Source organism: Streptomyces geranii, from assembly GCF_002954775.1.
Taxonomy (GTDB): Bacteria; Actinomycetota; Actinomycetes; order Streptomycetales; family Streptomycetaceae; genus Streptomyces; species Streptomyces geranii.
On the sequence record NZ_PJME01000006.1, the window covers coordinates 314,085 to 327,292 of the forward strand.

The window sequence follows — 13,208 nt, forward strand, 5'->3', positions numbered from 1 at the left end:
GATGTGGCGCGTTCGACGTGGGCGCGCACTGCAGAAACAGGACGAGTTGAAAGTACGATCAGCCAATGTCTGACATGATCGATACCACGCCCGGCTGGCTGGCACCCGACGAGCTCGAACAGGCTCGCGCGAAGATGCCGATCCTGTACGTCGAAGCCGTACCGGTGCGCGTCGACGACAACGGCGAAGTCACCAGCATCGGCCTGCTCCTGCGCATCGGCTCGGACGGCACGGTCAGCCGCGCTCTGGTGTCGGGCCGCGTCCTGCACCACGAGCGGGTGCGCGACGCCCTCCTGCGCAACCTGGAGAAGGACCTCGGCCCGGTGGCGCTGCCCCGGGTGCCGGCCTCCCCGCAGCCCTTCACCGTCGCGGAGTACTTCCCGACGCTGGGGGTCACCCCGTTCCACGACCCGCGTCAGCACGCGGTGTCCCTCGCCTACATCGTCCCGGTGTCCGGCGACTGCCGTCCCCGCCAGGACGCCCTCGACCTGGTCTGGTTCAGCCCGGAGGAAGCCTCCTCGCCGCTGGTGCAGAACGAGATGCCGGGCGGTCAGGGAATGCTCCTCAAGCAGGCCCTCGCCCATGTCGGCCGACTGTCCTGAGCTGGGCGGACAATCAAGACCCAGGAATCACCAAGGTTCTCACAGCATTTCCATGGCAATTGAATTCTGAGATTTCGACTTACGCCGCACGGTCCGTGTTAAGTTTTCTTTCATCGGGCGGCGGGAAAGCCCGGGGCGAAAGCCCCGAGCCCCTGCCCGTCCACGCGGAATCGTCCCGTGCGGTACTGGAAACTCAGAAGGAGTCAGTATGAGCTTCAGGATCATTGCCCCGCTCACCCCCCAGCGGAACGCGAACACGAACCCGAACGCCAACCAGTTCCCGCAGCCCCCGCAGGACGCGCAGCAGGCCCGCCGCCGGCGCCCGCGTCCCGGGGAGCCCCTGCCGCCCCGAGCCGGCAACTGACGTACAAGCCCTGCTCACACGGGAGGGCCGGTGGTGTTCCACCGGCCCTCCCGGCGTTTCCGCGCCCACCGCGGCACTGTGCGCGGACTGTGGATCTCCCCGGAAAAACCTGGCGATCGGGCAAAGTCCCGGAAACCGCGGGCGCCTGCTCCGTAATGTCATGCAGCACAGGAGAGTCATGCGTGCGACCAAAAGCAGGGGCAATTCAAGGACCGATCATCCGCGAAGCGTCCCGCCGGGTATTGAATTGTCCGAATACGGGTTCCCGATCTATTCGGAAAAGAACAGGGGGAATGATCCGGACGAGATATACGACGAACCGGACGACGGCTACGACGCATTCGAATCGTCCGCCGCCCCCACCGTCCCCGCCCGTACCGCATTCCGTCGTTTCTGGCCGCTGACGAAGGGGCTGCGGCGCTGGCTCGTGGCCGTCTGGCTGTGCACGGTGCTCGGCGCGCTCGCCGAGACGTCCGCGATCCTGCTCTTCGGCGACCTCACCGACAACGCGCTCCAGAACGGCTCTCTGGACGCCTTCTGGACGCCGGCCGCGCAGTGGCTGGCCATCGCCGTGGTGGGCGCGGCCATCGGGTACGCGGGCGGCTCCCTCTCCGTATGGGTGTCGGAGCGGTTCGTGATGCGGCTGCGCGAGCGCGTCTTCGACCATGTGCAGAAGCTGCCCCCGCACTTCTTCCAGCGCCACCGCCAGGGCGATCTGCTGTCCCGGCTGACCGGTGACATCGAGGCCATCGAGCAGATGGCGGTCTCCGGTCTCATCGGCACCGCGTCCGCGCTGTTCAGCGCCGTCTTCTACGCGGCAGCCGCGTTCTGGCTGCAGTGGGACCTCGCCGCGGTGACCTTCGCGCTCGCCCCGCTGTTCTGGCTGGCCGCGCGGAGGTTCTCCGCCGGGGTCAAGTCCACCGCCCGGGACGGTCGGGTCGCCGACGGCGCGGTCACGTCCGTGGTCGAGGAGTCCCTCGGCAATCTCGTCCTCACCCAGGCGTACGGCCGCGAGGACGCCGAGCGGCGCAAGCTGAAGCAGGAGGCGACGGCGTGGTTCCGGGCCTCCGTGCGCTCGGCCCGCCTCAACCAGGCGTACGGGCAGCTCGTCCAGGTCATCGAGACGATCTGCGTGCTCGCCGTGATCGGTATCGGCGTCTGGGAGATCTCCGAGGGACAGATGACGCTCGGTCAGCTGCTCGCGTTCGCCGCGCTGCTCAGCTATCTCTACCCGCCGATCCGCAGCCTCGCCCAGCTGGGCCTGGTCGTCACCGCCGCCACGGCCGGCGCCGAACGTCTGATCGAGGTGCTGGACGCCCGCCCCGCCGTCAGCGACCCGACCGGCCCCGCCCGCACCGGCACCGGACGGCCCGACGGCAGCGTCGAGGTCCGCGACGTCTCCTTCCGCTACCCGGGCGCCGAGGCCACCTCGCTCGACTCGCTCTCCTTCACCGTGCGCCCCGGCGAACTGGTGATCGTCACCGGCCCGAGCGGCGCCGGCAAGTCCACCCTCTCCAAGCTCCTCCTGCGCTTCTACGACCCCGACTCCGGCGCCGTCCTCCTCGACGGCACCCCGCTCAGGGACTTCCCCCTGGACCGGCTGCGCGAGTACATCGCCCTGCTGCCGCAGGAGACGCTGGTCCTGCACGACACGGTCCGCGCCAACATCGCCTGCGGCCGGCCCGGCGCCAGCGACCACGCCATCGAGGAGGCGGCCCGCACGGCCGACGCGCACGACTTCATCACCGCGCTCCCCGACGGCTACGACACCCGGGTCGACCCCAACTCGGCGCGGCTGTCCGGCGGTCAGCTACAACGCCTCGCCATCGCCAGGGCCGTACTCCGCGACGCACCGGTCCTCGTGCTCGACGAGCCGACCACCGGCCTCGACGCCATCGCCGCCCGCCGTATCGTCGAACCGCTGCGCCGGCTGATGGCCGGCCGCACCACGATCGTGATCACCCACGACCTGGACCTGGCCCCCGACGCCGACCGCATCCTCGTCATCGACCGGGGCCGCATCGCGGAGACCGGCCGCCACGACGAACTCCTCGCCCTGGGCGGCACCTACGCCCACCTGTACAGCTCCCGGAAAGAGACATCGGCGGGACCGGCCGAGCCGTTCCCGCCGATGTTCACGCCTGACCCGTACGCCGTGTTCAGCGGCCCCGAGGGCTACTACTACGGCGGCCAGGCGTCCTGAAACTCACAGGCCTGAAGCCCGGTGGCGGCCTCAGCCGATCTCGACGAGCAGGTCGCCGCCCTCCACCTGTTGGATCCGGTTGATGGCCAGCCGCGTGACCCGCCCGGCCTTCGAGGCGGTGACCGAGGCCTCCATCTTCATCGCCTCGATGGTGGCCACCGTCGCACCGGCGGCCACCTCGTCGCCCTCGGCGACCGCGAGGGTCACGACCCCGGCGAAGGGCGCGGCGACATGGCCGGGGTTGGCCCGGTCGGCCTTCTCCGTCGCCGGGATGTCGGAGGCAACCGAGGTGTCGCGGACCTGGATCGGCCGCAGCTGGCCGTTCAGGGTCGACATCACCGTACGCAGCCCGCGCTCGTCGGCCTCGCCGACCGCCTCCAGCTCGATGAGCAGCCGTACGCCCGGTTCGAGGTCGACGGCGTACTCCTTCCCCGGCCGCAGCCCGTAGAAGAAGTCCTTGCTGTCCAGCACGCTGGTGTCGCCGTAGGTCTGCCGGTGGGTCTCGAACTCGCGGGTGGGTCCGGGGAACAGCAGCCGGTTGAGGGTGGCCCGCCGCTCCTTCACCAGTCCCTCGCGGTCGTCCGCCGTCAGCTCCTCGACGGGCTTCGGGGCGGCGCGGCCCTCAAGGGCCTTGGTACGGAAGGGCTCCGGCCAGCCGCCGGGCGGGTTGCCCAGTTCGCCGCGGAGGAAGCCGATGACGGAGTCGGGGATGTCGAACCTGTTGGGCGTGGCCTCGAAGTCCGTCGGCGAGACATCGGCGCCCACCAGGTGGAGGGCGAGGTCGCCGACCACCTTCGAGGACGGGGTGACCTTCACCAGCCGGCCGAGGATGCGGTCGGCGGCGGCGTACATCGCCTCGATCGCCTCGAAGCGGTCGCCGAGGCCCAGCGCGACCGCCTGGGTGCGCAGGTTGGAGAGCTGCCCGCCGGGGATCTCGTGGTGGTAGACCCGCCCGGTCGGCGCGGCCAGACCCGCCTCGAACGGCGCATAGATCTTGCGGACGCTCTCCCAGTACGGCTCCAGGTCGCCCACGGCGGCGAGGCTCAGCCCGGTGGACCGCTCGGAGTAGTCGGTCGCGGCGACGATGCCCGACAACGACGGCTGCGAAGTGGTCCCCGCCATCGAGGCCACGGCCCCGTCGACCGCGTCCGCGCCCGCCTGGATCGCGGCCAGGTAGGTCGCGAGCTGACCGCCCGCCGTGTCGTGGGTGTGGATGTGCACCGGCAGCTCGAACTCCCGCCGCAGCGCCGATACGAGGGTCGCGGCGGCCGGCGCCCGCAGCAGTCCCGCCATGTCCTTGACGGCCAGGATGTGTGCGCCCGCCTCGACGATCTGTTCGGCCAGGCGGAGGTAGTAGTCGAGGGTGTAGAGCCGCTCGGCGGGATCGGACAGGTCCGAGGTGTAGCAGAGGGCGACCTCGGCGATCGACGTTCCCGTCTCCCGTACGGCGTCGATGGCCGGCCGCATCTGCCCGACGTCGTTGAGCGCGTCGAAGATCCGGAAGATGTCGATGCCGGTGGCCGCCGCCTCCTGCACGAAGGCGTCGGTCACCTCGGTGGGGTACGGCGTGTAGCCCACGGTGTTGCGTCCGCGCAGCAGCATCTGGAGGCAGATGTTGGGGACGGCCTCGCGCAGGGCGGCCAGGCGTTCCCAGGGGTCCTCGGCGAGGAAGCGGAGGGCGACGTCGTACGTGGCACCGCCCCAGCACTCCAGGGAGAGCAGTTCGGGCAGGGTCCGGGCCACCACGGGGGCGACGGCGAGCATGTCCTTCGTACGGACCCTCGTGGCCAGCAGCGACTGATGGGCGTCGCGGAAGGTGGTGTCGGTGACGCCGATGGCCGGTGACTCGCGCAGCCAGCGGGCGAAGCCCTCGGGGCCGAGTTCGACGAGCCGCTGCCGGGAGCCCGCGGGCGGTTCGCCGGCCGTCAGGGCCGGGATCTTGGTGACCGGGTCGCTCAGCTCGGGCCGTTCGCCGTGCGGCCTGTTCACGGTGACGTCGGCGAGATAGGTGAGCAGCTTGGTGCCGCGGTCGGCGGAGTGGCGCGAGGTGAGCAGGTGCGGGCGCTTCTCGATGAACGACGTGGTGACCCGGCCGGCCCGGAAGTCCGGGTCGTCGAGCACGGCCTGGAGGAAGGGGATGTTGGTGGCCACGCCACGGATGCGGAACTCGGCCACGGCACGCCGGGCGCGGCCGATCGCGGTCCCGAAGTCGCGGCCCCGGCAGGTGAGTTTGACCAGCATGGAGTCGAAGTGCGCGCTGATCTCCGTACCGGCGTGGGTGGTTCCGCCGTCCAGCCGGATGCCGGAGCCGCCGGGCGAACGGTAGGCGCTGATCCGGCCGGTGTCCGGGCGGAAGCCGTTGGCCGGGTCCTCGGTGGTGATACGGCACTGGAGCGCGGCCCCGTGCAGGGTGACCGTCTCCTGGGAGAGCCCCAGGTCGGCCAGGGTCTCGCCGGAAGCGATGCGCAGCTGGGACTGGACGAGGTCGACGTCGGTGACCTCTTCGGTGACCGTGTGTTCGACCTGGATGCGGGGGTTCATCTCGATGAAGTGGTAGTTGCCCTCGGGGTCGAGGAGGAACTCCACGGTGCCGGCGTTGCGGTAGCCGATCTCCCGGGCGAACCGCACGGCGTCGGCGCACATGCGGTCGCGCAGTTCGGGGTCGAGGTTGGGCGCGGGGGCCAGCTCGATCACCTTCTGGTGGCGGCGCTGGACCGAGCAGTCGCGTTCGAACAGGTGGATGACGTTGCCCTGGCCGTCGGCGAGGATCTGGACCTCGATGTGGCGGGGTTCGACGACGGCCTTCTCCAGGAAGACCGTGGAGTCGCCGAACGCGGAGGCCGCCTCGCGCGCCGCCGCCTCGATGGACTCGCGCAGCTGGGCGGGGTCCTCGACCCGCCGCATACCGCGACCGCCACCACCGGCGACGGCCTTGACGAACACCGGGAAGCCGATGTCCTCGGCGGCGCGGACGAGTTCGTCCACGTCGGAGGAGGGCTCCGAGGAGCCGAGCACGGGTACGCCGGCGGCGCGGGCGGCGGCCACCGCACGGGCCTTGTTGCCGGTCAGCTCCAGCGTGTCGGCGCTCGGCCCGACGAAGGTGATGCCGGCCTCCTCGCAGGCCCGCGCCAGGTCGGGGTTCTCCGACAGGAAGCCGTAGCCCGGGTAGACGGCGTCCGCGCCCGCCTGCCGTGCCGCGCGGACGATCTCCTCCACGGACAGGTACGCCCGGACCGGGTGTCCCGGCAGGCCGATCTCGTACGCCTCGTCGGCCTTCAACCGGTGCAGTGAATTGCGGTCCTCGTGCGGGAAGACGGCCACGGTCCGCGCGCCCAGCTCATAGCCGGCTCGGAACGCGCGAATCGCGATCTCACCACGGTTGGCGACCAGCACCTTGCGGAACATCATGGATCCCTTCAGCCTGCCGGTGACGCGCCCCATGGTGTCGGCCCGGCCCGGCTTACGCCATGTGAACCGGGCCACTCGCACCCGCGGAGGCCGAGTTCAGGGCGGGCCGGCCCGCTCCAGACCGTGTTCCAGAGCAGGCCGGCCCCCTCCAGACCGTGTTCAAAGCAGGTCCGCCCGCTCCGGGCTGTCGTCGAGGAAGCCGCCCGACTGGTGCTGCCACAGCTTGGCGTACGCGCCCTCCGCCGCGAGCAGCTCGTGGTGCGTGCCCTGCTCGACGATCCGGCCGCGGTCGAGGACGACCAGCCGGTCCATGCCCGCGACCGTGCTCAGCCGGTGCGCGACCACCAGCGCCGTCCGCCCCTCCATGAGCCGCCACAGCGCCTCCTGGACGAGGATCTCGCTCTCGGAGTCCAGGGCGCTGGTCGCCTCGTCGAGCAGCAGGATCGGCGCGTCACGCAGGATCGCCCGGGCCAGCGCGACCCGCTGGCGCTGGCCGCCGGACAGTTTCACCCCGCGCTCGCCGACCATGGTGTCGAAGCCGTCGGGCAGCGCGTCGGCGAACTCCGTGACGTGCGCCGCCTCGGCCGCGCGGCGGATCTCGGCGTCGGTGGCGTCCGGGCGGGCGAACGCGATGTTGTCCCGCAGGCTGCGGTGGAACATCGCCGGGTCCTGCGGCACGTACGCGATCAGACCGCGCAGGTCCGTCTGCCGCATCCGGCGGATGTCCTGGCCGCCGATCAGGATGCGGCCGGAGTCGATGTCCGTCATCCGCAGCAGGAGCCGGCTGAGCGTGGTCTTGCCGCCGCCGGACCTGCCGACGAGGCCGATCTTGGCGCCGCCGGTCACGGCCAGGTCGAGCCCCTCGAAGAGCGGCTCGGCGCCAGCGTGGGCGAAGGTGACGCTCTCGAAGCGGACGTCGGCGGCCCGGGACCGCGGGGACTGCGGCGATTCCGGCGACTCCGGGTCGAGCACGGTCGGAGACGTCAGCAGCAGCTCGGTGAACTGCGCGGCCTCCGTCATCGAACTTTCCAGCCGACGGTAGATCTGGTTGAACTCGAACATGATCCGCGTCGCGTTCGAGTAGTACGTGAAGGCGACGACGACCGCCTCCACCCCGTGCTCGCCGCCGCCGAGCGTGACCGCGAGCAGCAGGCCGAGGGAGTTGGTCAGCACGGACAGGGGCGCGACCAGGGTGTCGATGCGCAGATTGCCGTAGTCCCAGGACCTGAGCATGAGCCGTCGTGAGGCCGCGACGCGCGACCGGTGTTCGGCGGCCTCGCGTTCCTCGGCCGCGAAGGCCCGGACGGTGTCCATGTTCATCAGGCTGTCGGCGACATGGCCCGACACCCGGGCGATGGCCTCCTCGCGCTTGTTGACGATCGCCTGCCTGCGGCGGATGAGCGGCACCACGCACACCGCCGTGAGCGCGATCATCGCCAACAGGCCCACGACGAGCAGCGGTTCGTAGCGCCACAGCACGACCGAACCGAAGATCAGCGGCACCAGACTGCCCACGACCTGGAAGGTGAGCGTGTCGACGAACTCCTCGAAGCGGGAGGCGAAGCTCAGCACCCGTTTGGTCAGCGACCCGGCGAAGTTGTCGTGGAAGAACGCGGCGTCCTTCGCGAACAGTTCGTCCATGCCGATCACGTACAGGTGCTCGATGCCACCCGCGTCGACACGGTTCAGACAGTGCAGGCCCAGGCGCCACAGCACCTCGGAGACCAGCAGGACACCGGCGAAGCCGAGGACGTACGGCATCGTCGAGCCGACCGTGATGTCGTCGTCTCCGGCGATCTTGCCGACGAGCTTGGCGACGATCAGCGGGGCGATGTAGTTGATACCGATGTTGCCCATCGCCGGCAGCAGCATCGCGGGTACCGTCAGCCGCCGGAGGCGGGCCAACTCCCGTCCGTAGTAACGAAGTGCGAGCAGCACCGGGCCCCGGCCCGGCGTGTGCCCGCGCGATTCAGGCGATCCCATGTCAACCCTGTGTCGTCGTGCGGAAGCCCGTCACATTTCGGGCATCGCAGTGTCCCGCGCCGCCGACAGCACCGTCCAAGCGTTTTTCTCGGCCACCGACCAGGCCCTCGACTCGGCCATCTGCCGGGCCGTCCGCCCGGCCACGTATTCTTCGGCCATGGCTGACACCGAACCGCTGCGGCTTCCCGACATGCCGCTGCACGATCCGTTCGTCGTCGCCGACGAGAAGACCCGCACGTACTACCTCTACACGTCCAACGAGGCGTCCGTGTCCGGCGTGGACGGCACCGGCACGATGGTCTACCGCAGCCACGACCTGCGCGACTGGACCCGGCCGGTCGTGGTCTTCCGCGCCGCCGAGCAGCGGGGGATCTGGGCGACCGACGGCGGCTGGGCGCCGGAGGTGCACGAACGGAACGGCCGGTACTACCTGTTCACCACCCTCCACAACGAGGACAGACCGCTTCCGCTGCCGCCGCCCAACCGCTACGGCACGCCGTTCCAGGTCCCGGCGTACATGCGCGGCACGATCACGGCCGTCTCCTCGTCACTCCTGGGCCCGTTCACCGTCGTGGACCCCGCGCGCCCCACCCCGCCCGCGAACCTGATGACCCTCGACGGCACGCTCTACGTCGACCGGTCTGGGCAGCCGTGGATGGTGTACGCGCACGAGTGGCTGCAGACCATCGACGGCACGATGGAGGCGATCCGGCTGGCCCCGGACCTGTCCCGGACGATCGGCGACCCGGTCTTCCTGTTCAAGGCCTCGGACGCGCCCTGGCTGACCGAGGAGATCCCCGCAGGCGCACCGAACCAGCTCGCGCCCTACATCACCGACGGCCCCCAGCTGCACCGCGCCCCCGACGGCACCCTGCTCATGCTGTGGTCGACGTACGAGAAGAACACGGTCGGCGTGGACGGGACGATCAGCGGCGGCTACGTCCAGACCTACGCCACCTCGGAGTCCGGCGACGTCGAGGGCCCGTGGCGGCAGCACCGGCCGCTGGTCCGGGAGGACAGCGGCCACGGCATGCTCTTCCACACCTTCGACGGCCGCCTGATGCTGGTCCTCCACCGCCCCTTCGAGAACGCGCGGGGCAAGCTGTACGAGATGGAGTTCGCGGGCCAGGAGCTACGCGTACTGCGCCGCCGCGCCGACCTCGACGGCGGCGGCTGACACACCGAAGGCCGCCCTCTCATCGCTGAGAAGACGGCCTCTGAGCTGCGACTTGCAGAACAAGTCGGGACGACAGGATTTGAACCTGCGACCCCTTGACCCCCAGTCAAGTGCGCTACCAAGCTGCGCCACGTCCCGGTGCCGTCTGACCTGGGGTTTCCCCTGGCCGAACGCGCATTGAAACAATACCGCACTCGGGTCGATGGTCGCGCACGACTTTGTCCGTGCCGGTATCCCCAGCGCGACTCCTTGACCTCAAGTTTGGTCGAGGTAGCACGATCGTCCGCATGACGACCACAGCGGCACAGAGCCGTACGGCACACAGCCATCCGTACGACTACGCCGAGTTGCCCCGGCTCATGGGGCTGATGACCGGCGACGAGAAGCACGGGCCCGCGGCGACCTCCACCCTGGACGTGCTCTGGGTGCTCTACGACCGGGTCCTGCGGGTCGGCCCGGAGCGGACGTCGGACCCCGGGCGGGACCGGTTCCTGTTGTCCAAGGGGCACGGGCCCATGGCGTACTACGCGGTCCTCGCCGCCAAGGGATTCCTGCCCGTGGAGTGGCTGCCGGGCTTCGGTTCCTACGACTCCCCGCTCGGCCACCACCCCGACCGGGTGCTGGTGCCGGGCGCCGAGATCGGCAGCGGTTCGCTCGGGCACGGGCTGCCGATCGCCGTCGGCACGGCGCTGGGGCTGCGGGCCCAGGGGCTCGACGGGCCCGCGGTGTGGGTGCTGGTCGGCGACGCCGAACTCGACGAGGGCAGCAACCACGAGGCCATCGCCTTCGCCGGTCCCGCCGGGCTCGACCGTCTGCACGCCGTCGTCGTCGACAACTCGTCCGCGAGCCATGCCCGGCCCGGCGGTATCGCCGCCCGCTTCGAGGCCGCGGGCTGGTCCACGGTCACGGTCGACGGCCGTGACCACGCTGCCCTGTACAGCGCCTTCACCGCTCCGCACTCCGGCCGTCCGCACGTGGTCGTGGCACGGGTCGAACCGAAGGACGACTGACCCCGCACACCTGCGGCTCATCCCAGCTCTCCCTTCCCTTCCTTCTTCCCTTCCTTCCCACCGAACCGAAAGGATCCGCTCCCCCATGGACACCATGCGTGACCGTTTCGCCCCCGTCGTCTCCCGGCTGCTCGACGAGGACCCGCGCGTCGCCGTCGTACTCGCCGAGATCGGGACGGCCAACTTCACCGAGGCACAGGCCCGGCATCCCGACCGGGTGATCAACGTCGGCATCCGTGAGCAGCTGCTCGTCAGCGCGGGCGCGGGTCTGGCGCTCACCGGGATGCGTCCCGTCCTGCACACCTTCGCGAGCTTCCTCGTCGAGCGGCCCTTCGAGCAGGTCAAGCTGGACCTCGGGCACCAGGACGTCGGCGCCGTCCTCGTGAGCGCCGCCGCCTCCTTCGACTGGCCCGCGGGCGGCTTCACCCACATGGCACCCGGCGACGTGGCCCTTCTCGACACCCTGGACGGCTGGACCGTCCATGTGCCGGGCCACCCCGACGAGGCCGAGACCCTCCTGCGGCACGCGGTCGCGGCGGGCGACGACAAGGTGTACGTACGGCTGTCGACGCAGTCCAACACCGAGGGGCTGGCGGTCGACGGCGCGCGCTTCCTCACCCTGCGCGAGGGTCGCGACGGTGTGGTGATCGCCGTCGGGCCGATGCTCGACGCGGTGCTCGCCGCCACGGAAGGGCTCGACGTCACCGTCCTGTACGCGACAACCGTGCGGCCCTTCGACACGGCCGGCCTACGCCGGGCCACAGAGGCGGCGGGCACCGACGTCGTCCTCGTCGAGCCGTATCTCGCGGGCACGTCGACGGCCGCCGTGAACGACGCGCTCGCCGAGGTGCCCCACCGGGTGCTGGGCCTGGGCGTGGGTCGCCGGGAACTCCGCAAGTACGGTGAGGTCGACGAGCACATCGCCGCGCACGGGCTCGACGCGCGGACGCTGCGGGAGCGGATCCGGGGGTTCGTGGGGGCTGGTCACCTCTCCTCCTACGTGCGCACGTGAGCCGGCCGCTCCTCTGGCTCAGTCGGCGTCGGGCATCCCCAACTCCGGGTAGGCGTCGATGAGTCGGGGCGGGGCCGCCTGGCGCCAGGAGTCGGCGAGGATGTCGCGGAGTTCGCCCTCGTCCTCCAGCGCGGCCAGGCGCACTCTCACCCAGGCGAACCCCGCCTCGTGGTCGGCGATCCAGAACTTCCCCGGCTCGGCGAGGACCAGTTCGTCGCGCTCCTCCTTCGGGCAGCGCACGGCGATGGAGGTCTCGTCCTCGGGCAGCGTGGCGAACATCTTCCCGGCGACCCGGAAGGTGGGCATGCTCCAGGCGATCTTCTCCGTGGTGTCCGGCAGGGAGAGGGAGATACGGCGTACGTCTTCGGCTTCCGGCATGCATGGCACCGTAGCCAATGCCACTGACAATCACCCGGCGGGTCACCGCCGCCGACCGGCGCGGAAACCCTCACGTCCGCGACCCGATCCCCCTCCTCCCTCCCCCGCACGGCCCCTACCCCTCCGCCACCGTCCCCAGCGCCTCCAACACCGGGCGGATCAGCGGGTGTTCCTCCGCTCCCCGGCGAACCGCCGCGAAGACCCGGCGCGTCGGCGCGACCCCGTCGACCGGGCACACGACCACCCCCGTCAGGTCCATGCCGCGCAGCGCCGAGCGCGGTACGAGGGCCACGCCCGCGTCGGCCGAGGCGAGGGCGACGACCGCGCGGAAGTCGTCCGAGGAGTGTTCGAGTCGGGGCCGGAAACCGGCGTTCTCGCAGGCCAGGACGACCACCTCGTGGCAGGGGTTGCCTGGGTACGGGCCGATCCACGCGTCCTTCGCCAGTTCCGCGAGCGGCACCTCGGCGGCGCCGGCCAGGCGGTGGGCGACCGGGACGACCGCGTCGAAGGGCTCGGCGTAGAGCGGGACGTGGGTGAGGCGGGGGTCGTCGGCGGGCGGCGCCCCCCGGTACTCGACGGCCACCGCGACATCGACCTGCCGGTCCAGCACCATCGGCAGGCTGGCGTCGCCCTCGGCGTCCTGGACGCGGACCCGGATGCCGGGGGCGGTGCCGGCGAGGCGGGCCAGGGCGGGGGCGACGACCAGGGCGATGCCGGTCGCGAAGGCGGCGACGGTGACCGTGCCCGCGACGCCCGAGTCGTACGCGGCCAGTTCGGCCTCCGCGCGCTCCAGCTGGGCGAGGACCACGTTGGTGTGGGCGAGGAGGATCTCGCCCGCCGCGGTCAGCCGTACGCCCTTCGCGCCCCGTTCCACCAGACGGTGGCCGGTCTCCTGCTCCAGGGCGGCCAGCTGCTGGGAGACGGCGGAGGGGGTGAGGTACAGCGCGGCGGCAGCCGCCGTCACCGTGCGATGGTCCGCCAGCGCACGGAGGATGTGGAGTCGCCGCGCTTCGATCATGAGATCGATTATCGCAATGTGTTCAGGCCGCCCCGCCCTCCAGCTCAGCCGTC

General features: G+C 70.8%; 11 protein-coding genes and 1 tRNA gene. 6 read left to right on the plus strand and 6 right to left on the minus strand.

The features are described 5' to 3' along the window. Nucleotides 1-74: 74 nt before the first annotated feature. The 3 genes from CW359_RS12035 (at nt 75) to CW359_RS12040 (ending at nt 3,169) form a co-directional block, all read left to right on the plus strand. Nucleotides 75-602: an NUDIX hydrolase family protein gene (locus tag CW359_RS12035; RefSeq protein WP_105969856.1), complete on the plus strand. Its 528-nt coding sequence runs from the start codon at nt 75-77 to the stop codon at nt 600-602. Nucleotides 603-810: 208 nt separating this feature from the next. Beyond that, nucleotides 811-966, plus strand: coding sequence for a hypothetical protein (locus tag CW359_RS45200; protein ID WP_157968525.1), 156 nt, complete (start codon nt 811-813; stop codon nt 964-966). A gap of 247 nt (nt 967-1,213) precedes the next feature. Continuing rightward, entirely contained in the window at nt 1,214-3,169 is a 1,956-nt protein-coding gene (locus tag CW359_RS12040) for an ABC transporter ATP-binding protein (RefSeq protein ID WP_408647473.1), read from the plus strand. A 30-nt stretch (nt 3,170-3,199) separates the two neighbouring features. Here the strand turns inward: CW359_RS12040 and CW359_RS12045 are convergent, their stop codons facing one another. From CW359_RS12045 to CW359_RS47085, 3 genes are all read right to left on the minus strand, one after another. Then, the gene (locus tag CW359_RS12045) at nt 3,200-6,574 is read right to left on the minus strand and encodes a pyruvate carboxylase (protein ID WP_105969939.1); all 3,375 of its coding nucleotides are present in this window, start codon (nt 6,572-6,574) and stop codon (nt 3,200-3,202) included. A 162-nt stretch (nt 6,575-6,736) separates the two neighbouring features. Beyond that, on the minus strand, nt 6,737-8,560 hold the full coding sequence (locus tag CW359_RS12050; RefSeq protein ID WP_105969858.1) for an ABC transporter ATP-binding protein: 1,824 nt from the start codon (nt 8,558-8,560) through the stop codon (nt 6,737-6,739). Between the two features lie 30 nt (nt 8,561-8,590). Beyond that, nucleotides 8,591-8,719: a hypothetical protein gene (locus tag CW359_RS47085; protein WP_269805587.1), complete on the minus strand. Its 129-nt coding sequence runs from the start codon at nt 8,717-8,719 to the stop codon at nt 8,591-8,593. Here CW359_RS47085 and CW359_RS12055 point away from each other — a divergent pair. After that, nucleotides 8,718-9,737: a glycoside hydrolase family 43 protein gene (locus tag CW359_RS12055; protein ID WP_105969940.1), complete on the plus strand. Its 1,020-nt coding sequence runs from the start codon at nt 8,718-8,720 to the stop codon at nt 9,735-9,737. The two genes, CW359_RS47085 and CW359_RS12055, sit on opposite strands and share 2 nt — an antisense overlap. A gap of 64 nt (nt 9,738-9,801) precedes the next feature. On the opposite strand, the gene CW359_RS12060 is transcribed toward CW359_RS12055, so the two are convergent. Beyond that, a tRNA-Pro gene (locus CW359_RS12060) sits at nt 9,802-9,875 on the minus strand. Nucleotides 9,876-10,024: 149 nt separating this feature from the next. On the opposite strand from CW359_RS12060, the gene CW359_RS12065 reads away from it, so the two are divergent. Both CW359_RS12065 and CW359_RS12070 read left to right on the plus strand, forming a co-directional pair. Continuing rightward, entirely contained in the window at nt 10,025-10,747 is a 723-nt protein-coding gene (locus tag CW359_RS12065) for a thiamine pyrophosphate-dependent enzyme (RefSeq protein ID WP_105969859.1), read from the plus strand. An 85-nt stretch (nt 10,748-10,832) separates the two neighbouring features. Further along, entirely contained in the window at nt 10,833-11,759 is a 927-nt protein-coding gene (locus CW359_RS12070) for a transketolase family protein (RefSeq protein ID WP_105969860.1), read from the plus strand. 18 nt (nt 11,760-11,777) lie between these two features. On the opposite strand, the gene CW359_RS12075 is transcribed toward CW359_RS12070, so the two are convergent. After that, nucleotides 11,778-12,137 carry an MmcQ/YjbR family DNA-binding protein gene (locus CW359_RS12075; protein WP_105969861.1) on the minus strand — a complete coding sequence of 120 codons (360 nt, stop codon included), beginning with the start codon at nt 12,135-12,137 and terminating at the stop codon, nt 11,778-11,780. Between the two features lie 115 nt (nt 12,138-12,252). Beyond that, a complete protein-coding gene (locus CW359_RS12080; protein ID WP_105969862.1) occupies nt 12,253-13,155 on the minus strand; it encodes a LysR family transcriptional regulator in 903 nt (300 codons plus the stop codon). Nucleotides 13,156-13,208: the final 53 nt, after the last annotated feature.

Excerpts from the sequence above, each read along its gene's own strand:
- CW359_RS12035 (WP_105969856.1), top strand. The coding sequence starts at position 75 with ATGATCGATACCACGCCCGGCTGGCTGGCACCCGACGAGCTCGAACAG.
- CW359_RS45200 (WP_157968525.1), top strand. The coding sequence starts at position 811 with ATGAGCTTCAGGATCATTGCCCCGCTCACCCCCCAGCGGAACGCGAAC.
- CW359_RS12045 (WP_105969939.1), bottom strand. The coding sequence starts at position 6,574 with ATGTTCCGCAAGGTGCTGGTCGCCAACCGTGGTGAGATCGCGATTCGC.
- CW359_RS12050 (WP_105969858.1), bottom strand. The coding sequence starts at position 8,560 with ATGGGATCGCCTGAATCGCGCGGGCACACGCCGGGCCGGGGCCCGGTG.
- CW359_RS12055 (WP_105969940.1), top strand. The coding sequence starts at position 8,718 with ATGGCTGACACCGAACCGCTGCGGCTTCCCGACATGCCGCTGCACGAT.
- CW359_RS47085 (WP_269805587.1), bottom strand. The coding sequence starts at position 8,719 with ATGGCCGAAGAATACGTGGCCGGGCGGACGGCCCGGCAGATGGCCGAG.
- CW359_RS12065 (WP_105969859.1), top strand. The coding sequence starts at position 10,025 with ATGACGACCACAGCGGCACAGAGCCGTACGGCACACAGCCATCCGTAC.
- CW359_RS12070 (WP_105969860.1), top strand. The coding sequence starts at position 10,833 with ATGGACACCATGCGTGACCGTTTCGCCCCCGTCGTCTCCCGGCTGCTC.
- CW359_RS12075 (WP_105969861.1), bottom strand. The coding sequence starts at position 12,137 with ATGCCGGAAGCCGAAGACGTACGCCGTATCTCCCTCTCCCTGCCGGAC.
- CW359_RS12080 (WP_105969862.1), bottom strand. The coding sequence starts at position 13,155 with ATGATCGAAGCGCGGCGACTCCACATCCTCCGTGCGCTGGCGGACCAT.